The organism is Vibrio sp. 1457 (assembly GCF_033340195.1).
GTDB lineage: Bacteria > Pseudomonadota > Gammaproteobacteria > Enterobacterales > Vibrionaceae > Vibrio > Vibrio alginolyticus.
Genome location: NZ_JAWOWA010000005.1, coordinates 226,680 through 250,531, shown reverse-complemented (window position 1 = coordinate 250,531; position 23,852 = coordinate 226,680). Strand labels below are relative to the sequence as shown.

General features: G+C 46.4%; 23 protein-coding genes. 14 read left to right on the top strand and 9 right to left on the bottom strand.

The genetic code is table 11. The annotated features are described in order from the left end of the window. Nucleotides 1-118: 118 nt before the first annotated feature. The 7 genes from R7Z41_RS07820 to R7Z41_RS07790 all read left to right on the top strand — a co-directional run bounded on the left by R7Z41_RS07820 (nt 119) and on the right by R7Z41_RS07790 (nt 7,751). Nucleotides 119-505 (top strand): MerR family transcriptional regulator, encoded by a 387-nt coding sequence (locus R7Z41_RS07820; RefSeq protein WP_005373242.1) that lies wholly within the window; start codon nt 119-121, stop codon nt 503-505. Between the two features lie 45 nt (nt 506-550). Beyond that, nucleotides 551-1,720, top strand: coding sequence for an isovaleryl-CoA dehydrogenase (locus tag R7Z41_RS07815; RefSeq protein WP_005373245.1), 1,170 nt, complete (start codon nt 551-553; stop codon nt 1,718-1,720). A 115-nt stretch (nt 1,721-1,835) separates the two neighbouring features. After that, nucleotides 1,836-3,443 (top strand): carboxyl transferase domain-containing protein, encoded by a 1,608-nt coding sequence (locus R7Z41_RS07810; protein ID WP_053349203.1) that lies wholly within the window; start codon nt 1,836-1,838, stop codon nt 3,441-3,443. Between the two features lie 105 nt (nt 3,444-3,548). Further along, nucleotides 3,549-4,331 (top strand): enoyl-CoA hydratase-related protein, encoded by a 783-nt coding sequence (locus R7Z41_RS07805; protein WP_017633676.1) that lies wholly within the window; start codon nt 3,549-3,551, stop codon nt 4,329-4,331. After that, complete coding sequence (locus R7Z41_RS07800; protein ID WP_225477440.1) at nt 4,324-6,372, top strand: acetyl/propionyl/methylcrotonyl-CoA carboxylase subunit alpha; 2,049 nt, start codon at nt 4,324-4,326, stop codon at nt 6,370-6,372. The genes R7Z41_RS07805 and R7Z41_RS07800 overlap by 8 nt, the downstream gene beginning before the upstream one ends. Next, complete coding sequence (locus R7Z41_RS07795) at nt 6,353-7,255, top strand: hydroxymethylglutaryl-CoA lyase (RefSeq protein WP_025767895.1); 903 nt, start codon at nt 6,353-6,355, stop codon at nt 7,253-7,255. Before R7Z41_RS07800 ends, R7Z41_RS07795 begins: the two co-directional genes overlap by 20 nt. Nucleotides 7,256-7,430: 175 nt before the next feature. Next, nucleotides 7,431-7,751: a DUF1840 domain-containing protein gene (locus R7Z41_RS07790; protein ID WP_225477442.1), complete on the top strand. Its 321-nt coding sequence runs from the start codon at nt 7,431-7,433 to the stop codon at nt 7,749-7,751. Between the two features lie 98 nt (nt 7,752-7,849). Here the strand turns inward: R7Z41_RS07790 and R7Z41_RS07785 are convergent, their stop codons facing one another. Further along, the gene (locus R7Z41_RS07785) at nt 7,850-8,716 is read right to left on the bottom strand and encodes a mechanosensitive ion channel family protein (RefSeq protein WP_005373258.1); all 867 of its coding nucleotides are present in this window, start codon (nt 8,714-8,716) and stop codon (nt 7,850-7,852) included. Between the two features lie 334 nt (nt 8,717-9,050). Here R7Z41_RS07785 and R7Z41_RS07780 point away from each other — a divergent pair, with 334 nt between their 5' ends. Next, nucleotides 9,051-9,599 (top strand): sugar O-acetyltransferase, encoded by a 549-nt coding sequence (locus tag R7Z41_RS07780; RefSeq protein WP_017820343.1) that lies wholly within the window; start codon nt 9,051-9,053, stop codon nt 9,597-9,599. A gap of 9 nt (nt 9,600-9,608) precedes the next feature. On the opposite strand, the gene R7Z41_RS07775 is transcribed toward R7Z41_RS07780, so the two are convergent. Then, nucleotides 9,609-11,042, bottom strand: coding sequence for a PLP-dependent aminotransferase family protein (locus R7Z41_RS07775; RefSeq protein ID WP_017820344.1), 1,434 nt, complete (start codon nt 11,040-11,042; stop codon nt 9,609-9,611). Nucleotides 11,043-11,178: 136 nt separating this feature from the next. On the opposite strand from R7Z41_RS07775, the gene R7Z41_RS07770 reads away from it, so the two are divergent. From R7Z41_RS07770 to R7Z41_RS07760, 3 genes are read left to right on the top strand one after another with little or no spacing between them, the layout of a single operon-like run. Further along, complete coding sequence (locus R7Z41_RS07770; protein ID WP_005373264.1) at nt 11,179-12,543, top strand: cytochrome ubiquinol oxidase subunit I; 1,365 nt, start codon at nt 11,179-11,181, stop codon at nt 12,541-12,543. 28 nt (nt 12,544-12,571) lie between these two features. Next, nucleotides 12,572-13,579 (top strand): cytochrome d ubiquinol oxidase subunit II, encoded by a 1,008-nt coding sequence (cydB, locus tag R7Z41_RS07765; protein ID WP_017820345.1) that lies wholly within the window; start codon nt 12,572-12,574, stop codon nt 13,577-13,579. Between the two features lie 20 nt (nt 13,580-13,599). After that, nucleotides 13,600-13,728 carry a DUF2474 domain-containing protein gene (locus R7Z41_RS07760; protein ID WP_005373267.1) on the top strand — a complete coding sequence of 43 codons (129 nt, stop codon included), beginning with the start codon at nt 13,600-13,602 and terminating at the stop codon, nt 13,726-13,728. A gap of 133 nt (nt 13,729-13,861) precedes the next feature. Here the strand turns inward: R7Z41_RS07760 and R7Z41_RS07755 are convergent, their stop codons facing one another. From R7Z41_RS07755 to R7Z41_RS07745, 3 genes are all read right to left on the bottom strand, one after another. Further along, a complete protein-coding gene (locus R7Z41_RS07755) occupies nt 13,862-14,368 on the bottom strand; it encodes a hypothetical protein (RefSeq protein WP_020480907.1) in 507 nt (168 codons plus the stop codon). Continuing rightward, nucleotides 14,361-15,086, bottom strand: a complete 726-nt coding sequence (gene hxpB, locus R7Z41_RS07750; RefSeq protein WP_053349210.1) for a hexitol phosphatase HxpB — start codon at nt 15,084-15,086, stop codon at nt 14,361-14,363. The genes R7Z41_RS07755 and hxpB overlap by 8 nt, the downstream gene beginning before the upstream one ends. A gap of 129 nt (nt 15,087-15,215) precedes the next feature. After that, complete coding sequence (locus R7Z41_RS07745; RefSeq protein WP_017820348.1) at nt 15,216-16,097, bottom strand: LysR family transcriptional regulator; 882 nt, start codon at nt 16,095-16,097, stop codon at nt 15,216-15,218. A 97-nt stretch (nt 16,098-16,194) separates the two neighbouring features. Here R7Z41_RS07745 and budA point away from each other — a divergent pair, with 97 nt between their 5' ends. Genes budA through R7Z41_RS07730 form a run of 3 tightly spaced genes read left to right on the top strand, consistent with a single transcriptional unit; the run spans nt 16,195 to nt 19,468 of the window. Beyond that, nucleotides 16,195-16,980, top strand: coding sequence for an acetolactate decarboxylase (budA, locus tag R7Z41_RS07740; protein ID WP_017820349.1), 786 nt, complete (start codon nt 16,195-16,197; stop codon nt 16,978-16,980). A 29-nt stretch (nt 16,981-17,009) separates the two neighbouring features. After that, nucleotides 17,010-18,713 (top strand): acetolactate synthase AlsS, encoded by a 1,704-nt coding sequence (alsS, locus tag R7Z41_RS07735; protein ID WP_206970189.1) that lies wholly within the window; start codon nt 17,010-17,012, stop codon nt 18,711-18,713. Continuing rightward, entirely contained in the window at nt 18,710-19,468 is a 759-nt protein-coding gene (locus tag R7Z41_RS07730; protein ID WP_033906433.1) for an SDR family NAD(P)-dependent oxidoreductase, read from the top strand. The genes alsS and R7Z41_RS07730 overlap by 4 nt, the downstream gene beginning before the upstream one ends. A 288-nt stretch (nt 19,469-19,756) precedes the next feature. On the opposite strand, the gene R7Z41_RS07725 is transcribed toward R7Z41_RS07730, so the two are convergent. The 4 genes from R7Z41_RS07725 to R7Z41_RS07710 form a co-directional block, all read right to left on the bottom strand. Then, nucleotides 19,757-20,353 carry a methyltransferase domain-containing protein gene (locus R7Z41_RS07725; protein ID WP_206970192.1) on the bottom strand — a complete coding sequence of 199 codons (597 nt, stop codon included), beginning with the start codon at nt 20,351-20,353 and terminating at the stop codon, nt 19,757-19,759. A gap of 136 nt (nt 20,354-20,489) precedes the next feature. Further along, nucleotides 20,490-21,692: a phenylacetate--CoA ligase family protein gene (locus R7Z41_RS07720; protein WP_206970195.1), complete on the bottom strand. Its 1,203-nt coding sequence runs from the start codon at nt 21,690-21,692 to the stop codon at nt 20,490-20,492. 9 nt (nt 21,693-21,701) lie between these two features. After that, complete coding sequence (locus R7Z41_RS07715; protein WP_054574668.1) at nt 21,702-22,523, bottom strand: ABC transporter ATP-binding protein; 822 nt, start codon at nt 22,521-22,523, stop codon at nt 21,702-21,704. 80 nt (nt 22,524-22,603) lie between these two features. After that, complete coding sequence (locus R7Z41_RS07710; protein ID WP_206970198.1) at nt 22,604-23,848, bottom strand: ABC transporter substrate-binding protein; 1,245 nt, start codon at nt 23,846-23,848, stop codon at nt 22,604-22,606. Nucleotides 23,849-23,852 lie beyond the last annotated feature (4 nt).

Sequence of the window (23,852 nt, the reverse complement as noted above, 5' to 3'; positions counted from 1 at the left end):
TTGATTTCGAGTAAATGCGAGTGATATCAAGGTTCAAGAGTGGATGTTGTTTATTTACTTTAACGTTAACGAATTGTATATTCATGTAAATGTTATACGAAAGTCGTAAGGTTAAGGAATGAACACATTTAAGATCAGCGAGCTCGCGAAAGAGTTCGACATTACTACTCGAAGCATTCGCTTCTACGAAGATTTAGGTCTCCTAACTCCAGAACGTAAAGGCAACACTCGAATCTACAATGGTCGTGATCGAATTCGACTAAAACTGATTTTGCGAGGTAAGCGATTGGGCTTTTCTCTTGCAGATATCAAAGAGTTATTTGAACTCTACGATACCGATCAAAGTACTGAGCAGTTGAACTATATGATTCGGTTGATCGAAGAGAAGAAGGCAGCATTGCAACAGCAAGCAAACGACATTCAAGCGGTAATGATGGAGTTAAATGCTGCGCAGTTGCGATGCCAAAACACACTGAGATCCATGAAAGGCGAAAAAGTCACCTAACACCTCAACTCTGGGATGTAGGTGACGTAAAGGCAAGGACACGCAATGAAATCTACCTACTCTTCCCTGAACTTTGTTTATGACGAAAATACCGATTTGCTTCGCGAGCAAATCAATAGTTTTGCTGCAAGAGAAATTGCGCCGCTAGCGCAATCTATCGACCAAACTAACGACTTTCCAAACCATCTTTGGTCCAAATTAGGTGACATGGGTCTTTTAGGTGTGACCACCAGCGAAGAGTTTGGTGGTGCAGGCATGGGCTATCTCGCCCACGTTATCGCTATGGAAGAAATCAGCCGAGCATCCGCTTCGGTTGCGTTAAGTTACGGCGCTCACTCCAACCTTTGCGTCAACCAAATCCACCGTAACGGTACACAAGCGCAAAAAGAGAAATACCTACCTAAGCTCATCTCCGGTGAACATATCGGCGCCCTTGCTATGAGTGAACCCGGCGCCGGCTCTGATGTGGTCTCTATGCAGCTTAAAGCCGAACGTAAAGGCGATATTTTCCTATTAAATGGCAACAAAATGTGGATCACCAACGGCCCTGATGCACACACCTATGTTGTCTACGCAAAAACCGACCCAAGCCAGCACTCCAAAGGCATCACGGCATTTATTGTGGAACGCGGATTCCCTGGATTTACTCAAGCACAAAAACTCGACAAGTTGGGCATGCGCGGCTCGAATACGTGTGAGCTGGTCTTCCAAAACTGCGAGGTCCCTGCGGAGAATATTCTCGGCGAAGAAAACCAAGGCGTGAAAGTATTGATGAGCGGCCTCGACTACGAACGTGTGGTGCTTGCTGGCGGCCCACTTGGCATCATGCAGGCGTGTATGGATATCGTTGTGCCTTACATTCACGACCGTAAACAGTTCGGTAAATCCATCGGTGAATTCCAGCTAGTTCAAGCAAAAATCGCGGATATGTACACACAAATGAATGCCGCTAAAGCGTATGTTTACGCCGTCGCTGCCGCTTGTGATCGCGGTGAAACCACACGTAAAGATTCTGCTGGCGCGATCCTCTACAGCGCAGAGCTGGCAACCAAGATGGCACTGGATGCGATTCAACTACTTGGCGGTAACGGCTACATCAACGAGTTTGATACGGGCCGTTTGTTGCGAGATGCCAAGCTGTATGAAATCGGTGCGGGCACTTCAGAAATTCGCCGCATGCTTATTGGTCGCGAATTGTTTAACGAAAGCGCCTAATCATCATACCTAGGCGGTTCGAACTCGAAACAACTTCCTTATTCAATCTAAATCTTATTCAACCTAAATAAAGACGGGTGGTGACACCCGTCTACCGAATGGAGATCGGCTATTTATGGCTTGTTTGACGACCAACATTAACACCCATTCAGAGCAGTATCAGGAAAACTACCGCTCTATGGCATCACTTGTAGATCAACTTTATACCGTGACTGCGCAAATCGAAGATGGTGGCGGTGAGAAAGCCCGCGAGCATCAGCAGAAGAAAGGCAAACTTCCGGTACGTGAGCGCATTCTTGCCCTACTCGACCCTGGTTCGTCCTTTCTAGAAATTGGTCAATTTGCTGGCTGGGATGTGTATCCAGATTACGTTCCATGTGCTGGAGTGGTTGCAGGTGTGGGTGTGATTGACGGCACTGAGTGCATGATCGTCGCGAACGACGTGACGGTAAAAGGCGGCAGTTACTACCCACTCACCGTGAAAAAGCACTTAAGAGCACAAGAAATTGCAGAAAAATGCCAACTGCCGTGTGTTTACTTAGTCGATTCTGGCGGCGCTAACCTACCCCGCCAAGATGAGGTATTCCCAGATAAAGACCATTTTGGCCGTATTTTCTACAACCAAGCCCGTATGTCGGCCAAAGGCATTCCACAAATTGCGGTGGTCATGGGGCTATGTACCGCTGGCGGCGCTTATGTTCCTGCCATGTGCGACGTATCCATCATAGTCAAAGAACAAGGCACGATTTTTTTGGCAGGTCCACCTCTTGTAAAAGCAGCGACAGGTGAAGAAGTCAGCGCGGAAGATCTTGGTGGCGCAGACGTTCATTGTCGCACCTCTGGTGTGGCGGACTATTACGCAGAAAATGATCACCACGCGTTAGAGTTGGCAAGACAAGCGGTTTCACAAATCAACCACTTGAAACCCGTTCAACTCAAGCAAAAAGCACCTCAGGAACCACGTTTTCCTGCCCAAGAGCTGTACGGCATCGTCGGAACCGATCTTAAAAAGCCGTTTGATGTTAAAGAGGTCATTGCCCGAATTGTTGATGATTCCCAGTTCGATGAATTTAAAGCCTTGTTCGGCGAAACCTTGGTCTGTGGCTTTGCCCATATTCACGGTATGCCGATTGGCATTGTCGCTAACAACGGCATTCTATTTTCGGAATCAGCACAAAAAGGCGCGCATTTTATTGAGCTGTGCGCACAACGCAAAATTCCTCTGCTCTTCTTGCAGAACATCACGGGCTTTATGGTCGGTCAGAAGTACGAAGCCGAAGGCATCGCCAAACATGGTGCGAAAATGGTAACTGCTGTTGCGTGTGCAGACGTGCCGAAGTTTACCGTGGTTATTGGTGGATCGTATGGCGCAGGAAACTACGGCATGTGTGGCCGCGCTTATGATCCAACCATGATGTGGATGTGGCCAAACGCGCGCATCTCCGTCATGGGTGGAGAGCAAGCGGCTGGCGTGATGGCGCAAGTGACCCGCGATATCAAAACTCGCAAAGGTGAAAGCTGGAGCGCGGAGGAAGAAGAAGCGTTCAAACGTCCAATTGCGGAGCAATATCAGACTCAAAGTCACGCTTATTACGCCAGTGCTCGTTTGTGGGACGACGGCATTATTGACCCTGCGAAAACCCGTGATGTTGTCGGCATTGCTCTGTCTGCTGCGCTTAATGCGCCAATACCAGACAGCAAATTTGGCATCTTCCGTATGTAGCCGGATGCAAGGCAAACCTTAACTCCTCGCGAATACCGATGTTTATACAAGTAACGGTTAGCGAGCATTGGAATAGAGACTGAAATGTCAGACAAAGGAAGTCACATGACCGGACTACTGCTTGAAAAAGACAGCAATGGCGTTGCTTGGTTGAGCCTCAATCGACCAGAGAAACACAACGCGTTTAATGATGAATTAATTGCTTCACTTATCGAAACCTTGGAAAAACTTGAGAGAGACGACTCTCTACGTGCATTGGTACTAACGGCGCAAGGGAAACACTTTTCTGCGGGTGCGGATCTTGGCTGGATGCAGTCAATGGCCACCAAAACCGAGAGTGAAAACCTGCAAGATGCACAGCAACTAGCAAAACTTTTGCATACGCTGGATACCTTTAGCAAACCGACTATTGCTATGGTGCATGGCGCTGCATTTGGCGGCGCACTTGGGCTTATCTGCTGCTGCGATATCGCTATTGGTACACCTGAAAGCCGCTTCTGTTTGAGTGAAGTGAAGCTCGGTTTGTTACCCGCCACCATCGGACCTTACGTAATCCGAGCGATTGGACAACGACAAAGCCGACGCTACTTTTTAACCGCGGAACTGATTGATGCCGAAACCGCGCTATCGATGAGTATTCTTCATCAGATAGACGCTCAACCACGTGAAGCCGTCAATCGCACCATTGATCACCTGCTCAACAACGGTCCACAAGCCATGCAGGCTGCAAAAGCACTTTGTTTACGCTGTGATAACCAACCTATCGATCATTCATTAATTGAATACACCAGCCAAGCTATTGCAACCGCTCGCGTGTCCAGTGAAGGACAAGAAGGACTAGCTGCATTTTTTGAAAAGCGCGCCGCCAATTGGAGGAATCATGTTTAAAAGAATACTGATCGCAAACCGCGGTGAAATTGCCTGCCGAATCATTAAAACCGCAAAAAGCATGGCTATCGAGACGGTAGCCGTCTATTCCGAAGCGGATCGCAGCAGCTTACATGTTAAACAAGCGGATTTCGCTGAATTCATTGGCCCCGCTCCTGCGAGTGAATCGTATCTCGATATCGATGCGATTATCGGCGCTGCGAAAAAATGGCAAGCCGATGCTATCCACCCTGGGTATGGTTTTCTTTCCGAGAACCCGAAACTAGCCAAAGCGTGCAGCGAAAATGGCATCGCCTTTATTGGCCCTTCCACCAGCGCAATTGAAGCAATGGGTTCGAAGTCGCAAGCCAAAGCCATCATGTCTGAGGCGAACGTACCATTGGTTCCGGGCTATCACGGCACAGACAACAGCGTAGAGCATTTATTAGCAGAAGCGGAAAAAATCGGTTACCCAGTGATGCTTAAAGCAACCCAAGGGGGCGGCGGTAAAGGCATGCGAGTGGTCAATAGCGCAGCCGAAATGCCTCTGGCCATCGACGGTGCGCAGCGTGAAGCACTTTCAAGCTTTGGCGATAAGCAGCTTCTAATCGAAAAATGTATATTGCAGCCTCGCCACGTTGAAGTTCAGGTATTTGCTGACCAACATGGCAACTGTGTCTATCTTTCTGATCGCGATTGCTCCATTCAACGCCGTCACCAAAAAGTAGTCGAAGAAGCACCAGCTCCCGGTCTTAGTGATGAACTGCGTAAACAAATGGGTGAAGCTGCGGTTCAGGCCGCTCAAGCGATCGACTATGTTGGCGCTGGCACGGTGGAGTTCTTGCTCGATAGCCGCGGTGAGTTTTACTTCATGGAGATGAATACCCGTCTGCAAGTTGAACACCCTGTTACTGAATTGATCACCGGTGTTGATTTGGTGGAGTGGCAATTAAAAGTCGCAGCTGGCGAGCATTTACCTATTTCGCAATCTGAAATCACCCACAACGGTCATTCAATTGAGCTGCGAATTTACGCAGAAGATACAGACAATGACTTTATGCCGTCGACTGGCCGCATTGATTACTTAAAAGAACCCGTATCAGACAGTAGTGTGCGCCTAGCGTGCGTACGCGTTGATAGTGGTGTTACCCAAGGCGATAGCATCAGCGAATATTACGATCCAATGATCAGCAAACTGATCGTCTGGGGGCAAACTCGTGATATCGCGCTAAAGCAGCTTAAGCAGGCGTTAACTCAATATCACGTACGTGGCGTAACGACAAACATTGGTTATCTGCACAGTATTATTTCGCAGCCAGCCTTTGCCGAGATTGAGCTCGATACAGGTTTCCTCGTCACACATCAACAAGGCATAAATGAGCAGCAAGACGTGTCGGATTCAATCTGGCTTACATTGGCGGCGGTTGCTCGCTGGAATGATCTCATTTCAAAATCAGACAGCTCAACGTTACCCGCGCCAACCAAACGAGGTTTTAGACTGTCGGTTGACAACGTTTACCGATTTAACTTCACGGATGCCAATGCCAACCATCAGGTACGTTTGCAACAATCATCGCAAGATACAGGATCTCACTTCACTGTCCGATGTGGTGAGGAGCTGCATCAGGTCATCCTGCTTGAAAGTGACAACCAGTTTATCGTCGATATTGATAATGTGCGTTACACCTTTAATGCACTTAGCGATGAACAAAGAACAACACTATTTTATCTTGGTCAGCAGCGCACGTTCGCTCATCAACCTAACTTTGACTCTGCAAAAGATGTAGATGATGAACTAAGTCCAACCGCACCACTCAACGGCATAATTTCAGCAGTTATGGTGGCTAAAGGTGACGAAGTGGCGGCGGGCGATCCGCTTTTGGTACTCGAAGCAATGAAAATGGAATACACCATCACGGCTCCGGTAGCAGCAAAAGTCGACGAATTGTTTTATCAGCACGGGGACCAAGTACAGCACGGTTCCATCCTGCTGAATTTGGCTTTGATATCGGATAACGTCAGTGAAGATAAGGAGCGCGAATATGCTACCAGCGAAGGTTAATATCGTCGAAGTCGGCGCTCGTGATGGTCTGCAAAATGAAACGTCAGTGACGCTGGTTGATAAAATCCGTTTGATTAACCAACTAAGCAGCAGTGGCTTAAAGCATATTGAGGCGGGATCTTTCGTCTCTCCAAGGTGGGTGCCTCAAATGGCCGATTCCGATCAGGTGTTTGCTGGTATCTCAAAAAAGCCTGACGTGGTTTATAGCGCGCTCACACCAAATCTCGCAGGGTTAGAACGTGCGCTGGAAAGCGGTGTAAAGCGAATTGCGGTGTTTGGCTCCGCTTCAGAAACGTTCAGCCAGAAGAACATCAACTGCAGCATTACCGAAAGTCTCGCTCGATTTGAACCCGTTATCGAATTGGCGAACCAGCATAACATTCCTGTACGCGGTTACTTGTCTTGTACCATGGTGTGTCCATATGAGGGAGTAGTCAAGCCAGAGCAAACTACCAAGGTCGCCAATACGTTGTTTGATATGGGATGTTATGAGATTTCGCTCGGTGATACTGTCGGTAAAGCAACGCCTAATCGCGTTATCGCCATGCTGGATTCGTTGTTAACGCTACTGCCAAAAGACGCGCTCGCAGTACATTTTCATGACACTTATGGACAAGCATTAGCCAATATCTATCAAGCCTTGTTAATGGGCATCAACACCATTGATAGCGCAGTAGCGGGGCTCGGCGGCTGCCCTTACGCGAAAGGAGCCAGTGGCAATGTTGCAACGGAAGATGTACTTTATCTGTGTGAGCAACTTGGGATTGAAACGGGCGTTGACCTTAGCGTCATCAATGAAGCGGGTTGGCAAATTTGCCGTGCGTTAGGAAAGTCTCCTGCTTCTAGGGTCGCATTGGCTCTAGGCGATCCGTATAGCTTGTAAATCATCAACTATCATAATCAAATAATGTATTTAAACGGGCATGCAGACGTACGTGCCCGTTTTTTATTGTTACTCATAAAAACCTTAACGCTCAACGGTCTTCATCACATTAATTAGTGTCTGATTTCAGCTACAATTTAGTTTCAAAGCGAACGTATAAAACAGGATCAGGTAAATGCTCATAACATTTCGTTGTCGAAGCCACTCAAACGTCACAATGTTTGGTGATATTGCATTAGATATGCTCAAAATGATGGGTCACAGCGGCACGGTGCCGGGATCAATTTCCGCTCAAGATGTTCCTGACGCGTTATCAAGATTAACTTCTGCTCTATCTGCGAAAAATGCAGCTGAAGAAAATCTCCATACTGATGTAGACGAGGAGGAAGAACCAGCAGAGCCCGCGGTAAGCCTAGGACGCAGAGCGTTTCCACTGATTGAGTTGCTAAAATCAGCAATCAAAGAAGAATGCGAAGTCATGTGGGACAACCAATAACGCCTTCAAACTGGTTTCTAACGAGGTGAATCCGTGTTGTGACCGCCTCGCTTTGGTTACTCGACACCAAGATAAGAACACCAATACCGCTTATCGCCCTATCCGTTTCTCTCCCTAGACAACTTGATTTGCCCATCAATGTGCACATCTCGTTGTGGAAACGCGATTTCAATGCCGTGCTTTTCGAAAGCTTCGTAGATTTCAAAACGCATGGCACTTGCGACCGAGCGAATACCGCCCTCAACCGTTGAGTTAATCCAAAAATAAGATTCGAAGATCAAAGCATTGTCACCAAAGTCTTGAAAAAACACATCTGGCGCTGGCGAACTCAGAACTTGCGCTTGCTGCGAAGTCACTTCCGCCATTAAGGCAGCAACCTGTTTGACATCGCTCCCATACGCGACACCGACGACGACAGAGCCACGAACTAATCTGTCGCATAACGTCCAGTTGATCACCACGTTCTCAATCAACTGACTGTTGGGTATGAGCATATGAACACCATCGGTTCGTCTGATTCTCGTTGAGCGTGTATTTATTTGCTCGACAGTGCCTTTGGCGCCCTCAACCTCTAAAAAGTCCCCAATTCGGATTGGCTTTTCACCAATCAAAATCCAGCCACTTATGAAGTTGTTAATGATGTTTTGCGCACCAAAACCGAAGCCGATAGCGATGGCACCAGACAGAAAGGCAAACGCGGTAATTGGCACATTTATCATCGAAAGTGTGGTCATAAAAATAATGGCGAGAGCGATGACAAATAATATCCGTTTAACCAAATGAATCACGTTTGGGTCTTTCCCCGATGAAGACATTCTTGACGTAACGGTTTTGATCAAAATTTTCGATAACCATAAAGCGACAATGACCCATGTCGGCACCATCAATATCGCCCACAACGTGATAGGTTGTTCGTTAAAGGTAAACAGTGTTGTTTCCAAAAATGAAATGACCCGTTCGAACATAAAGTGCTCACTCTTGATTCATCGTTGCCAGCAAGCCAGAGCGCATAAGTCTTATATTTTTAGCCCAATCGATAGCGCAAGCGGCTCAATTAAGTTCTTCTTATTAACTATATTGTAATCTATACAAAACGCTTCGAGTGGTTTCCCACTTTGGCTTCAACCGATTAAGCCATTTAGGGAGTACGTCTTTGTGAACTAAACGAGCCAATAAACCAACTGAATACGCAAGGCAAATCAGTGATAACTTTCTGATTTTTAAGCATCAAATTTTCACTTCGAATCACTCTCACCTATTATGCACCTTGTTGCAAATAACATTGATGGAATGATTGTTATGTCAGAACTGACTCGGATGCGCTCTGGAGAAGCCTATAATTGTCTGGATGAAGAACTAAAGCTAATGCGCGCCAAAACTGCGCAGCTTGTCTTCCAATTTAACCACGAGCCAAACCCAGATATCCGTAGACAACTATTGGCGGAAATGGGCGTCCAATTAAAAAACAGCGCCTGTATAGAGCCACCGCTACAACTTACCTACGGTTGTCACTTGTCCATCGGAGAAAACACCTACATCAACTGGGATGCCATTATTCTGGACAATGGGCAGGTTGAGGTTGGCGCGAACGTCATGATTGGGCCTAGAGTGCAAATTTACACAGCCGCTCATTCACTCGATACACAAAGACGCTTAGCCGGAGATGAGATCGCCAAACCGGTAACAATTGGCAATAACGTTTGGATTGGTGGGGGCGCAATCATACTGCCGGGCGTGACCATTGGCGATGAGGCCGTCGTCGGCGCTGGCTCTGTCGTAACCAAAGACGTTGCGCCGGGCGATCGAGTTGTTGGAAATCCGGCGCGCTCCATTAAACCAAAAAACTGAAGAAAGTCGCTATTTCGCCAAATGCTCGCGAATAATATTAGCGAGCAGATTGAGAGCATGAACATATTTGTCATTGAGCTCAAAAGAAGCGTTAAGACGAATACAGTGATCGTATTGTTCTGTCAGGCTGAACATCTTTCCCGGTGCGATGCTGATATTACCTTTTAGCGCTTCTCGATATATCGGCAAGGCATCAATATGCTTGGGAAGCTCTAACCAAATAAAGTACCCACCGCTTTGGCTTAACACTTTGACTGCTTCAGGTAACAGCTCACTAAGCAGAACCGTCATCTTACTTTTACGTTCAAACAGCTTTTTCCGTAACTGCTTCAAATGAGATTCATAATTGCGGCTTGTTAAATAGTGTACCAATGTCATTTGCACTGGTGCACTCGTCGCTAATGTACTCATTAACTGTAACTTTTGTACCTCTAGCGCCCGCTTTCCCGCCGCAACCCAACCAATACGTAGCCCTGCGATTAATGATTTTGAAAACGAGGAGCACAACATGGTATTGCCCGTGTCATCAAACATTCTTAGTGGATAAACCGAGTCATTCCCTGCATGCAGTTCGCTGTACACGTCATCTTCAATCACTGGCACGTTATATCGCTGTGTCAGTTCAATCAGCTTTTGTTTTTTCTCGTTAGAAAGCGTAAAACCCAGAGGATTCTGGAAGTTCGACATCAGCCAGCACGCTTTCACATCGTGTGTTTGCAGCGCTCGTTCCAATGAGTCTAGGTCAATGCCCGTGACTGGGTCTGTTCTTACTGAGAGCGCTTTCAAACCTAACCGCTCTAAGGATTGCAATGCACCATAAAATGCAGGCGACTCCACAACCACCCAATCTCCCGGTCTTGTGCAGGCTTGCAAACTGAGCGTTAACGCCTCCAGCGCGCCTGCCGTAATGACAATTTCATCGGGTGAAATTTCAATGCCTTTCGCAGCATAACGCTTCGCGATGATGGTGCGTAATTGCTCGTTTCCCGGCGGTAAGTTATCAAAGGTGGTGGAAATCGGCATATTGCGAGCGGCTGCGCTCATCGCCCGATTCACGTGATATCGTGGGTACAAACTTGGGTCTGGATAGGCAAAGCCAAAATTGATCATGGATGGATTTTTACTCGCCTGCAGAACATCAAAGATAAACTCATTGATGTCTACCTGCTCAGTCCACGAAACCGCGGCTGGCGCTTGGGGTTCATTTGAGCTCTTAATATTGGGCGCTACTCGATAACCAGATCGCGGCTGTGACGTGACCCAGCCTTGAGATTCCAGAATTTGATACGCGTGCAACACCGTCATCAAGCTCAAACCCGAGTGTTCAGATTGGCGACGCAGCGAAGGCAGCTTGTCACCCGGATGCCATATCCCCGATTTTATCTGCCTTTTAAGCTGTTCCACTAACTCTTGATACTTCGCCAAACGCAAATCCCCTTCCATAAAGCCGAATTCAAAATAATAACACTTCAATATTTAATCTGTTATAGGTTTATAGTCACTGTCTGTACCTACTTCCCTCATTCCGCTCCTCTTAAAATAGCTCTCTCATAAAACTTAAAAGATCAAAGGAAGTTTAATGTTTGGCCTCGACGCATTTATGCTTGCACGGATACAGTTCGCCTTTACGGTATCCTTTCATATTATTTTCCCCGCTATCACCATAGGTTTGGCCACCTATCTCGCCGTGCTGGAAGGCTTATGGCTAAAAACACGCAATCCCGATTACCAAAAGCTCTATCACTTCTGGTCGAAAATTTTTGCGGTTAACTTTGGAATGGGTGTTGTATCTGGTCTTGTCATGGCCTATCAATTCGGCACCAACTGGAGTGGTTTCTCCGACTTCGCTGGTTCTATCACTGGCCCATTACTGACTTATGAAGTGTTAACGGCTTTCTTTCTCGAAGCCGGATTTCTTGGCGTAATGCTGTTTGGGTGGCGTCGCGTCGGCGAAAAGCTGCACTTTTTTGCAACCTCGATGGTGGCGTTAGGCACGATCATTTCGACGTTCTGGATTCTCGCCTCCAACAGTTGGATGCAAACGCCACAAGGCTATGAAATTGTCGACGGACGTGTGGTGCCAACCGACTGGTTTGCTATCGTTTTCAATCCTTCATTTCCTTATCGTTTGGCGCACATGAGCGTCGCGGCTTTCGTCAGTTCAGCACTCTTTGTAGGCGCGTCAGCCGCTTGGCATTTATTGAGAGGCAATCAATCGACTGCGGTAAAAACCATGTTTTCGATGTCGCTCGGGATCTTAGTGTTCCTTGCGCCACTCCAAGCCGTGATTGGCGATGTGCACGGGCTAAACACTCTGGAACACCAGCCCGCCAAAATCGCTGCCATCGAAGGACATTGGGATAACAGCGATGGCAAACCAACCCCATTGATATTGTTCGGCATGCCAAACATGGAACAAGAACGCACAGACTATGCCTTAGAAATTCCTGTTTTAGGAAGTTTGATCCTACGCCACAGTTTAACTGAGCCAATCCCGGCGCTGAAAGACTTCCCGAAAGAGGAACGACCGAACTCACCTATCGTCTTTTGGTCATTTCGAATCATGGTCGGGCTAGGACTTCTGATGATTTTTCAAAGCTTCTACAGCATATGGTTACGAAAAAAGAACACGCTTTATACTTCGCGTTGGTTCCTCAAGTTTTCATTGTTTATGGGGCCATCTGGTCTTATCGCAATACTCGCTGGCTGGTTTACGACAGAGGTTGGTCGGCAACCTTGGGTCGTGTATGGCGTACAAAAAACGCGTGATGCGGTTTCTGCACACGGAGACCTACAAATGAGCATCAGCCTGCTGTGTTTCCTTGTTGTATACAGCTTGGTATTTGGTTTTGGTTATTACTATATGATCCACCAAATCAAGAAAGGCCCCGATGCAATCGAACACGATGAGCACGACATGACGACCGTTTCAGGTCGCATTTAGAATTTGTCACAAAGTGAAGGTAGAGAATATGCATTTTGATTTATCCGTGATTTGGTTCGCGATCATCGTTTTTGCCACTTTGATGTACATCATCATGGACGGCTTCGATTTGGGTATTGGAATACTGATGCCCTTCATCAAGGATGAAAAACAAAAAGACGTCATGGTCAACAGTGTCGCGCCAGTTTGGGACGGCAACGAAACTTGGATTGTGCTTGGAGGCGCATCTCTATTTGGCGCTTTTCCGATGGCTTACGCGGTGATTATTGAAGCGCTAACCATCCCTTTAACGTTGATGTTGATTGCTTTGATCTTTCGTGGCGTCGCGTTTGAGTTTCGCTTTAAAGCATTGGAAAGCCACTTAAAGTTCTGGGATCGCTCTTTTATGGTCGGCTCGATTTTAACCACGTTTTTCCAAGGCATCGTTGTTGGCGCGGTAATTCAAGGCTTTGCGGTGGAAAACCGCGTCTTCGTAGGTAGCCAACTCGACTGGCTCAGCCCTTTTCCCATCTTTTGTGGTTTGGGTTTAGTCGCAACGTACGCGCTGCTTGGTAGCACATGGCTCATCATGAAGACGGAAGGTGAACTGCAAAACACGATGTACCGCTTCACTAACAAAACACTACTGGCAATGATCTCCGCATTAGTCATTGTGAGCGCTTGGACTCCACTTGCTTACCCTGCCATTGCGGAAAGATGGTTTTCTCTGCCTAATTTGTTCTACTTACTGCCCGTACCTGTCATTACTGGGCTGGTCTGTTTGAAGATTGCCGACTCCGTTAAAAAGCGTAAAGAGCGCAGCCCTTTCGTGATGGCATTGGTGATCGTGATTCTCGGGTTCGCTGGGCTTGGCATCAGTATCTGGCCAAATATCATTCCTCCTAGCATATCGATATGGGAAGCAGCGGCTCCTGCAAGCAGTCAGCGCTTTATGCTCGTTGGAGCGGTGATCATCATCCCGATCATTCTGGCTTACACCTTTTGGAGTTACTACGTCTTCTCCGGAAAAGTGAAAGAAGACGAAGCGTACCATTAACGAGTTGATAAGGAGTGAGTATGAAAATCAAAAATTGGTGCCGCCAGTGGGCTTGGATGGTTGGAATTTGGGTCGTTAGCGTCGCTGCATTAGGGTTAGTGTCTATGTTATTTCGCGTCATGATGACCGCTGCAGGGTTAAAATCTTAGCTCGACACGTTTAAGTCAATAAAAAATGGATGCCTCTAGATCTTGTGTAAGAGCTAGAGGCGTTGAACCTAATACTCAATCTTAATGAAAAAGCCAAGCGTTAAGAATCTACTCAAAACATTCTTTCATAAGTCTACATTGCCTGAAGTCGTTCATGCATGCTTACGAGATCAAAAGGTTCAAGCTTTTTCGCAATGCTCAGTAATGCTTCCTTTTTATCTTGCGGTAAACTTTGAAACTTCGACTCTAAACGTAAATCCACTTTGCTAAAAAGTAGCTTTCTAATTTGACTAGCTTTTGCCTTTGATAATTGCAATCCATCATTATCGGAGGTTTCAATTATCATGATAATTCTTGCTAAATCACTGAATTCATCATCAGAGCATAAATAAAGTGATTGTTTGTATAAATAGCCAACCGAAATTTCAAAATCAATATTAAGCGCTTGAATCTGACCGACAATGTTTTCACTCATATCATTTTGAGAAGCAGAGTTGATACAATCATCAAATCGCCTTTCAAATGTAACAAATCGATTATTGAGCTCGTCCAACATAGTCGTATCTTTTGCGAATGATTCTATAGGTAAAACCAATAAGAACATTGGCAGTAGGTATTTTTTCAGCGACCGACTATTCACAATCAAGTCCTTCTTCTAAAAAACTTTCATGCGGTGTTGGTGCAATTGTTTCTTTCAAATTCAAGTCCATTAAACTCGCCAAATGGCTTTCATTAAACTCTGATAGCTTTTGCAGCTTTAGACTGGCTTCATTAAACTCTTGGTAGAACTTATCAGGTTGAGGTATCACGACTGTTTTTATGTTTGCTCGTGTTGCCGCAAGCATACCCGAATAAGAGTCTTCAAAGGCAATACAGTTACTTGAATCTACACCTAGTTTATTGATTGTTAAAAGGTAGACATCTGGCTCTGGCTTACCCTGCTCTACATCGTCTGACGATGATATCGCGTCAAAGTAACTGGCAATACCGAGTTTGTTCAAAATGATGGGAATGAGTTGATAAGGTGAATTAGTAGACAACCCTATCTTAAACCCTTTTTCCTTAAGCAATTTGAGTGTTTCTGTAACACCCTCTAATTCGCATCCTTTTTCAATTATTAATGCCTCCACTTTATCCACAACAGCATTCTCTACTTCCTCTAGGCTCTTTTCTTGCCAAGGATTACGTTCATACCAAAACCTTGTTACTTCACCTGTCGTCATAGTTGCAGTCTGCTTTGACAGCACTTCGGTCACTTGGACACCAACTGATGAAAACACCTGCTTTTCCGCTTCCTTCCACAAAGGTTCTGAATCAATCAGCAACCCGTCCATATCAAAGACCGCAGCGTATATCATTGGTACATCCTCAGTAAGTTCTATTCGTTGAGTAAGATTTGTCTATTCAACCAAAGCATAGCTTTGCATATAACGAGTGAGAGTATCACATTTGCCTGTGGCTATCAGAGCCAGTTCGATGACTCATCTTTAAGCCTCAACATGACCGATGTGCATGGCTACTTTTAGCGCTTGTTTATTGAGATTAGATGCCTCCCAAGCAACAACAACACGACTAGTGAGAGGGATATCCTCAATCTCGGCGACTGTCGCGGAATCATCGAGATGTTCAGCCAGTGAGCGCGGAACGAGAGCAATACCTAACCCGGCCTGCGCCATGGCAATCGTCGTACGAAGTTGCGGTGCTGCGAACTGTGGTTCGAGCCTTACTCCTGCGTCGGCAAAAAGTGTACTCATGCCATCAAACAATGCGGGTCCAGTCTCTCGTGGAAACAGTAAAATTTTATGGCCTCTCAACTGTTTCATCTGGATACAGGGATACTTTGCCAGTTCGTGGCCCGCCGGAATCACCGCGACAAACGGGTCGTTAAACAACACCTTGTGCTCAAAAGGCTCACTGGCGTAACAGGGTAGCCGCATGATTGCGAGATCAAGTTGTTTGCTTTTTAACTGAGTGGCAAGCTCTGGCATTGACAGTTCCGCCGTCTGTAAATGAACCCCATTCTCTTGAATACGCCCAATCCTCTCCAATACCTTAATGCAGGTTGATGTTGACGTCGCGAACCCAATTTTAACCTGCGTATTTTCACCACGGGCAATCTGTCGGGCTTTTGCTTTAGCGCGTTCCACATCAGCAAGAATATTTACCGCATCCGTATAAAAGACTTGCCCTGCATGGGTCAGTTCTACTCCTCTAGACAAGCGCTTAAATAAGTCCACGCCAAGCTCGTGCTCTAGCTTTTTGATTTGTTGACTCAAAGGAGGTTGCGCAATCCCTAACCGTTCAGCTGCTCGGGTAAAGTGACGAGTCTCGGCGACCGCGACAAAATACTTCAGGTAGCGAAATTCCATATATTTTCCATATCAAAATAAATCTTTTTTATATTGGATTTAGCACCGTGTAGAAGTCAATCTAAATATACTCTTCATTGCATAACTGGTCTTACTCATGCGTGGATTTTATAACCCTCTATGCGCTTGTTCGCTTGAAGTAGCGAAAGAATTTTCTGAATACCATCACGTTACCGGAGATGGTGAGATTTATCAGACTTCGTTAATGAGTGCTTTGATCGCTGGTGTTTACGAAGGCTCGACAACCATAGAAGAACTGCTGAAACATGGGGATTTTGGTTTAGGTACGTTCAATGAATTGGATGGTGAGTTGATTGCTTTTGATAAGGAAGTTTTTCAACTCAAGTCGGATGGCTCCGCAAACCCGGCAGACCTAGAGCAAAAAACGCCCTTTGCTGTCATGACTTTTTTTAAGCCTGATATCGAGCTGCCATTGACATCGCGCATGTCACGTCATGAAGTCCATAGCCTCATAGACGACCTGGTTCCAAGCGATAACCTATTTTGCGCAGTGCGCATTGATGGCGTTTTCGATTCAGTTCGCACTCGTACCGTACCTAAACAAACACGCCCTTATCGGCCAATGCTTGAAGTGGTCAAAGAACAACCAACATTCCGCTTCACGCATAAGCAAGGCGTGGTCGCCGGCTTTCGCAGTCCTAAATACACGACTGGCATTAATGTGCCCGGCTATCACGAACACTTTATTACCGATGACCGCCAAGGAGGTGGTCATATCCAGGATTACAGCATTTCGTCAGGATTTCTCCAGATTGGCAAAGTCTCACGGCTAGTGATTGATACCCCAGTATCGACAGACTTCCTCAACGCCAATTTGGCTCCGGAAGATATAAATACCGCCATAGAAAAGGCGGAAAAGTAACAAAGTCAGGCAAATAATAAGGACAACAAATGCAATCCAAACCTTCAAATAAAAATGGAGCTCAGTTGATCGCTCAACAGCTAGAGTCTCTCGGCATTAAGTACATTTTCGGTATTCCCGGTGCAAAAATCGATCGACTGTTCGATGCGATTGAAGACACTAACATCCAAATGATTCCGGTACGCCACGAGGCTAACGGCGCATTTATGGCGGGCGTTATGGGAAGACTAACCGGCAAAGCAGGCGTCACAATGGTTACGTCAGGCCCTGGCTGTGGAAATCTAGTTACGGGGGTGGCAACAGCAAACTCCGAAGGCGATCCGCTGATTGCTATCGGTGGTGCGGTGAAACGAACTGACCAGCAAAAACAAACACACCAGAGCATGGATACCGTCAGTATTTTTCGCTCTATAACTAAGTTCAGTGCTGAAGTGCAGCATGTGGACGCCGCAAGCGAGATCATGGCGAACGCATTTCGTATCGCAGAGTCAGGTCGTCCTGGGGCTTGCTTTTTGAGTCTCCCCCAAGATGTTTTATCCGAGCAAACCCAAACGGACATTATTGTCCCCTCGCCTTACACACAGCCTGGTTGCGCAGACATCGCAGCAATCGAAGATGCGGTCAGTCGAATCAGTAAAGCAAAGCGCTGTGTGGTTTTACTTGGCCTTCACGCGAGCCGCAGTCAAAACGCTGCTGCTATCGCTCGGTTTCTTCAAAATACGCAGCTACCCGTTGTCGGCACTTACCAGGCCGCCGGCACGGTAGACATCAATTACTATCATCACTTTGCTGGGCGTGTCGGTTTGTTTAATAACCAACCTGGCGATGTTTTACTGCGGGACGCCGATTTAATTCTCACCATCGGCTTTAGCCCAATAGAGTATGACCCTGAGCTTTGGAACAGCCACCGCAACCCAGTGATTCACCTCGATATTGAACCAGCAGAATACCAACTTAATTATCAACCTTGTGTTGAAATCGTCGGAAACATTGCGCAGTCATTAGACAAAATGGGCAGCTATATCTCTGAATATGCTCGCCTTTCCCCAACGGCACTTTCAGTACTGGAAGAGGTAGCACTGCAACGGCAAGTGATCAAGACCTATCCCAATGTCTATAACAAGCAAGGGTTTCATCCACTGGCGCTAATTAAAGCCATGCAATCCATCATCACACCAGATACCACGCTATGCCTTGATATGGGGAGCTTCCACATCTGGATCGCTCGTTACTTAAGCTGTTTTCGAGCTCGCCAAATGCTGGTGTCTAACGGCCAACAAACGATGGGCGTTGCACTCCCATGGGCCATTGGTGCCAGCCTACTAAAACCTGGTAGCAAAGTGGTATCGATATCAGGAGACGGCGGTTTTATGCAATCGAGCATGGAGTTAGAAACCGCGGTTAGACTGAACTGCAATATCGTCCATATTGTGTGGGTTGATAACGCCTACAACATGGTAGAAATGCAAGAGGTCAACAAATATCAGCGCTGCTCTGGTGTGAAATTTGGACCAATTGATTTCAAGGTCTACGCCGAATCATTTGGCGCGAAAGGCTTCGCAGTGACTAGTCAACACGAATTACTACCGACATTGAATAAAGCCATGGATGTTGAAGGACCAGCAGTGGTGGCTATCCCCGTAGATTACAGCGACAACGACAAACTGATGTTGCCGCGCACAGAGAAAAATCAAGATCCCGTTTTTGTAAGTTTCGAAGGAGAAATCGCATGAGAGGATTAAAAAATAAAGTCGCACTCGTGACTGGCTCTGCCAATGGTATTGGTTTGGCCATCGCAAAACGTTTGTATGAAGAAGGCGCAAACGTCGCTCTTGCCGATTGGAATGAAGAGCAGTTGGCAAACGCCGTTGAGGGCTTTGATAAACAGCGTGTGTCGGCACATTCCATTGATGTTTCTGATCCAGACAAAGTCGCAGCACTGATTTCTGATGTTGTTACCCGTTTCGGTAAACTGGATATTTTAGTAAACAATGCAGGCGTACATGTCCCTGGTACCGTGATTGAAGGTAGTGTGGAAGACTGGAAGAAGATCTCTGGTGTAAACATTGACGGCGTCGTTTATTGCGCGAAGTTTGCGTTACCTGAACTCTTAAAAACGAAAGGTTGTATGGTAAATACCGCGTCCGTTTCCGGTTTGGGTGGTGACTGGGGTGCCGCATTCTATTGCGCGAGTAAAGGCGCAGTGGTGAACCTTACCCGAGCGATGGCATTGGACCATGGTGCGGATGGGGTAAGAATTAACGCCGTATGCCCAAGCTTAGTAAAAACCAACATGACGAACGGCTGGCCGCAGGACATCCGCGATAAATTCAATGAGCGCATTGCGCTTGGCCGAGCAGCCGAACCTGAAGAAATTGCGTCTGTCGTGACTTTCTTGGCAAGTGATGACGCATCTTTCATTAATGGCGCAAACCTACCTGTAGACGGCGGTGCCACCGCATCAGATGGTCAACCTAAAATAGTATAAGCATGAAATAGACAGATCAGTAAGAGACGTTCTACTACCTTTCGGATCGATGCTGATCTGTCGCTTTACGCTCTGAGCACATAACCCGTGCCAGCAATAAACTCAACCACTCAACCGCTGTTAGAGATATCTCAACAACTTAAAACCAGCAACGAGAAATTAATTTTTCACACAAACCGACAAACTATGTGAGCATTCCATCAGGCATAGAGTGAAGACTTATATATCAGCGATTCACAAAGAACCAGACAGTTTCCGCGAATACTTCTTCAAAAAGATTAAAAGCGACTAACACTTCTGCCACACCATCCATTGCTCTCTGCCTTTAAAAACCTCAACACTGTTTGCCACCACTGAGGACTTCACAAGTTCAAACGTGGGCTCTAGAAAAGCTGCCAACTCCCCACTTCGCAAACAAAATGGAGGGAAGCGTGATAGGTAATTATCATCAATGACGAAAAAACCAATTAGAAAACCGTCTCTTGGCAGCAATTTATCCACCATAGCAAAGTATTCTGACCACATGTCTCTCGGTAGTGCTGCGAGAAAGGCCCGCTCGTAAATGACATCAAACGAGTGAGAAAAATCGGCATTAAATACATCACCCAATACGACTTTATCTTTGTAGTTACCTAACGCTGATTGCGCCATTTTTACCGCTTCTTGGCTGTAATCCATCGCGATCACGTCATGCCCATATTGAATAAAAGTGCTCAGTTCATAAGCGGCACCACACCCAGGAATAAACACTGACTGGCCTACATGAAGTGAATTGTCAAGATAGTCCTTGAGTTCTTGAGGTGTCGATTGGGCATCCCAAGGCATAGTGCCTCGGATAAACAAATCATCCCAGAATTGTGTGTTAATCATTGGTGCCTGTTTCATTTACCCGCTCCCTGATTGCGGTAGTAAAAAATAAAGGGATACGCAGCGCAATGTGGTATCCCTTTTCTAGCCTTTTGTCTGACGTTGTTAGTTTTTTATGACAACCACTTTCTACTGCACTTATGCCACCAATGAGTTAACTGCGAAGATCATTGATTAACGGCTGCTCCGCTTGGTTCGGTACAAACTGGACATTGCCTTTCAGTTTAGTGACTGACTGTAGTGTTGCTTGAATGTCCTCTGCTGATACATGCACATCATGACAACAGAAAGTAATGGCATCGTTGAAGCCATCGCGCTCAATTTTCAAGGAGCCTTTAATATCGTGGCGACGACAGACTTCTTGGATCTGATGCGGATAAACAAACAGCCCTTTTACTTTCACCGCGGAGTCTGCTCGTCCCATCCAGCCCTTAATTCGTGCATTCGTGCGTGAAGAATCAGAACTAATCTCTAGATATGCCGATAAATCTCCCGTTGCGTAGCGAATCAGCGGGAACTTCTCATCGAGCGACGTTACAACGACTTCACCGACTTCTCCCGGTTGTACAGGAACACCATCAGGATCAACGATTTCAACAATAATATCTTCGGCAATCACTAATCCTTGTTCACCAGACACTTGATAAGCAATCAAACCAAGCTCTGCACTTGCGTAGGCTTGAAATACTGCAATGCCTTTTTCCTCAAACATCTGTTGCATGTCTGCTGTAACCGCTTCACCAGAGACCAGAGCTTTCTCAAAGCTAGGCAGCTCATTGTATTTCTCTTGATACTTTTGTAGCAACGTCAGCAAATACGAAGGTGTACCAGTGTAACCATTAGGTTGAAGCTGTTTAATTGCCTCTATTTGCGCTTCGGTATTGCCTACTCCAGCCGGAAATACCGCACAGCCACAAGCCCTTGCGCCACCATCCATAATAAATCCGCCAGGAGAGAAATGGTAAGAGAGCGTGTTATGCACTAAATCACCCGCACAGAACCCAGCAGTGTGAAACGCGCGCCCCATACGCCAGAAATCGGCCTCATCCGTTTGAGCCTCATACAACGGCCCAGGAGATTGGAATACGCGCGCCATTTGACCAATGGCAACGCTATTTAAGCCACCAAACGGCGGTTTAAGTTGCTGCTGATTAGGTACATTGAACTTACGTGTAATCGGGAACTGAGCAAGCCCTTCACGATTGTTTGCCAATGTAGGATCTAACTCAGAAAAATGCGCTGCGTAATGTTCGCTATTGGCTTTCGAATTCTCAATCAGTGCTGGCAAACGTTGAAACAGCGACTCTTCTCGCGCCTGTAGAGACAACGATTCTTTCGCATCAAATAGTTCGTTCATCCTTGCTCCTTACAACCAACGCTTACGACGTTTGTAAGATTTCAGATTCTTAAAGCTCTTGCGATCTTCATCGCCGCCGCCAAGGTAGAATTCTTTTACGTCTTCATTGTTTAGCAATTCGTGCTTGCTGCCATCTAGTACGATTTTGCCTGATTCCATGATGTAACCGTAATCGGCCGCTTGAAGAGCGAAGTTGGCATTCTGTTCAACCAAAAGCATGGTAATACCTTGCTCTTTGTTGATCTTGTTAATAATACTGAATACTTCTTTAACTAGCAGCGGAGAAAGCCCCATAGACGGTTCGTCCAACAAAATCATCTTCGGTCGAGCCATTAAAGCTCGGCCAATCGCTAACATTTGTTGCTCACCGCCAGACAAGTAGCCCGCCAGGCCAGTGCGCTCTTTGAGTCGCGGGAAATAGTCAAACACCATTTCGATGTCTTGTTCAACTTCGTTGTCAGTGCGTGTATAAGCGCCTAAGCGAAGATTTTCTATTACCGTCATATCTTCAACAATTCGGCGCCCTTCCATAACTTGGAAGATGCCCGAACGGACGATCTCTTCCGGGTTTTTGTTGTCTATACGCTCGCCCATGAAGTTGATTTCGCCGCGCGTCACTTCACCATCTTCGGTTTTCAATAAACCAGAAATGGCTTTCAACGTTGTGGATTTACCCGCACCGTTGGCGCCCAGTAAGGTCACAATCTGCCCTTTTGGAACTTCTAAACTCACACCGCGAAGTACTAGTATTACTTCGTCGTAGACGACTTCAATGTTGTTCACTGAAAGCAGTATTTCTGCCGGTTCGATATTCGTTGCTAATTCAGCCATCAAGCTACTCCTTGCTAGGGTGAGAGTGTTCTCTCACCCATCCTTATTTTCAGTAAGCTTTGTTATTAATAAGTCGTAGATTAGTAACCTAGCCAATCGTCACGACGTGACAATGTCACCTGAGATACTTTCTTAATATCAACTGCGCCGCCATCGTTGTTGCCCATAAAGACGTTCACGGTTGTTGTGCCTCGGTGATCTTCCGGTTTCCAGCTCGCAGGGACACAAACACCTTCTAAGCCTTGTGGTACCCAGTTGTCATGGACATACATGCCCTTCTTGATGTTTTCACCTGTGATACCACCGTTGTCTTTCGCCCACTCCATTGCTTCTTTCATATAGAACGCAGAACAAATACCGCGAATGTAATGGTGAGTTCTGAATTCGCCCGGCTCTGATTCAGACTGCTTAGAAATCTCACGGACCAGTTTCATGCCTTCATTATCATCTCCCCAAAACGCTGTCATACCTGGGAAAACGTAATCTTTAAGGCCATCGCCTGCTGCTTCAAGCACTGGCTTATCGCCGCCCCAAATGTTTGCCATGTACTGGAACTCTGTCCCAACCGTGTTACAAGACTTCACTAGTGAGATAACCGAGCTACCGATATTAGCAATGTAACCGTAGTTGGTGCCTGACTCTTTCAGCGACAAACATTGCGCTTTGAAGTCCCCTGGTTTTAGTGACACAACGACTGGGTTTTGTACATCAAAACCAAGTTCTTTGGCGTACTCTGCACACGCTTCTTTTGGCGCATTCGGGAATGGATGGTTATCGCCAATGTGCGTAAATTTCGGCGCACCTTGGTTGCCCTTAGATTCCCAATCTTCTTTCGCCCACTTAACTAGCGCACGGCACGCATCTGAGTACGACGCACCATAAAAGAAATTATAAGGCGCTGGTTTCGCGGTTTTTGGGTTTTTGCCAGTTGGGTCAGTTAAGTGACCAGAGTAAGAAGCAGAGAACACCGGCACTTTGTCTTTGGTAACAAACGAAATAAGTGCTTCGGTATCCGCCGTACCCCAACCTTGCAGCGCAACCATGTCTTTACGCGCCACCCAACGTTTATAGTTAGAAATCGCCACTGGTACTTTGTACGCCATGTCTACTGTTTCAAATTCGAGCTCGGTACCGTTAATGCCACCGTTTTGGTTAATCCAACGCAATGCGTCTCGCACGCCAGAACCATAAGGCTTGCTCACATAGGCAGTTGGTCCAGAAAAGTCGACTAATTGCCCGACAAACACAGAATCTTTTGCCCAAGTTGCGGTAGTAAACAGTGCAGATGACAGCACCAACGTTGTCGCTAAATGTCCTTTATTCATAACT

Excerpts from the sequence above, each read along its gene's own strand:
- R7Z41_RS07800 (WP_225477440.1), top strand. The coding sequence starts at position 4,324 with ATGTTTAAAAGAATACTGATCGCAAACCGCGGTGAAATTGCCTGCCGA.
- R7Z41_RS07790 (WP_225477442.1), top strand. The coding sequence starts at position 7,431 with ATGCTCATAACATTTCGTTGTCGAAGCCACTCAAACGTCACAATGTTT.
- R7Z41_RS07725 (WP_206970192.1), bottom strand. The coding sequence starts at position 20,353 with ATGAAACAGGCACCAATGATTAACACACAATTCTGGGATGATTTGTTT.
- R7Z41_RS07810 (WP_053349203.1), top strand. The coding sequence starts at position 1,836 with ATGGCTTGTTTGACGACCAACATTAACACCCATTCAGAGCAGTATCAG.
- R7Z41_RS07720 (WP_206970195.1), bottom strand. The coding sequence starts at position 21,692 with ATGAACGAACTATTTGATGCGAAAGAATCGTTGTCTCTACAGGCGCGA.
- R7Z41_RS07745 (WP_017820348.1), bottom strand. The coding sequence starts at position 16,097 with ATGGAATTTCGCTACCTGAAGTATTTTGTCGCGGTCGCCGAGACTCGT.
- R7Z41_RS07760 (WP_005373267.1), top strand. The coding sequence starts at position 13,600 with ATGAAAATCAAAAATTGGTGCCGCCAGTGGGCTTGGATGGTTGGAATT.
- R7Z41_RS07820 (WP_005373242.1), top strand. The coding sequence starts at position 119 with ATGAACACATTTAAGATCAGCGAGCTCGCGAAAGAGTTCGACATTACT.
- R7Z41_RS07795 (WP_025767895.1), top strand. The coding sequence starts at position 6,353 with ATGCTACCAGCGAAGGTTAATATCGTCGAAGTCGGCGCTCGTGATGGT.
- cydB (WP_017820345.1), top strand. The coding sequence starts at position 12,572 with ATGCATTTTGATTTATCCGTGATTTGGTTCGCGATCATCGTTTTTGCC.
- R7Z41_RS07730 (WP_033906433.1), top strand. The coding sequence starts at position 18,710 with ATGAGAGGATTAAAAAATAAAGTCGCACTCGTGACTGGCTCTGCCAAT.
- R7Z41_RS07785 (WP_005373258.1), bottom strand. The coding sequence starts at position 8,716 with ATGTTCGAACGGGTCATTTCATTTTTGGAAACAACACTGTTTACCTTT.
- budA (WP_017820349.1), top strand. The coding sequence starts at position 16,195 with ATGCGTGGATTTTATAACCCTCTATGCGCTTGTTCGCTTGAAGTAGCG.
- R7Z41_RS07715 (WP_054574668.1), bottom strand. The coding sequence starts at position 22,523 with ATGGCTGAATTAGCAACGAATATCGAACCGGCAGAAATACTGCTTTCA.
- hxpB (WP_053349210.1), bottom strand. The coding sequence starts at position 15,086 with ATGATATACGCTGCGGTCTTTGATATGGACGGGTTGCTGATTGATTCA.
- R7Z41_RS07815 (WP_005373245.1), top strand. The coding sequence starts at position 551 with ATGAAATCTACCTACTCTTCCCTGAACTTTGTTTATGACGAAAATACC.
- R7Z41_RS07805 (WP_017633676.1), top strand. The coding sequence starts at position 3,549 with ATGACCGGACTACTGCTTGAAAAAGACAGCAATGGCGTTGCTTGGTTG.
- R7Z41_RS07710 (WP_206970198.1), bottom strand. The coding sequence starts at position 23,848 with ATGAATAAAGGACATTTAGCGACAACGTTGGTGCTGTCATCTGCACTG.
- R7Z41_RS07770 (WP_005373264.1), top strand. The coding sequence starts at position 11,179 with ATGTTTGGCCTCGACGCATTTATGCTTGCACGGATACAGTTCGCCTTT.
- alsS (WP_206970189.1), top strand. The coding sequence starts at position 17,010 with ATGCAATCCAAACCTTCAAATAAAAATGGAGCTCAGTTGATCGCTCAA.
- R7Z41_RS07775 (WP_017820344.1), bottom strand. The coding sequence starts at position 11,042 with ATGGAAGGGGATTTGCGTTTGGCGAAGTATCAAGAGTTAGTGGAACAG.
- R7Z41_RS07780 (WP_017820343.1), top strand. The coding sequence starts at position 9,051 with ATGTCAGAACTGACTCGGATGCGCTCTGGAGAAGCCTATAATTGTCTG.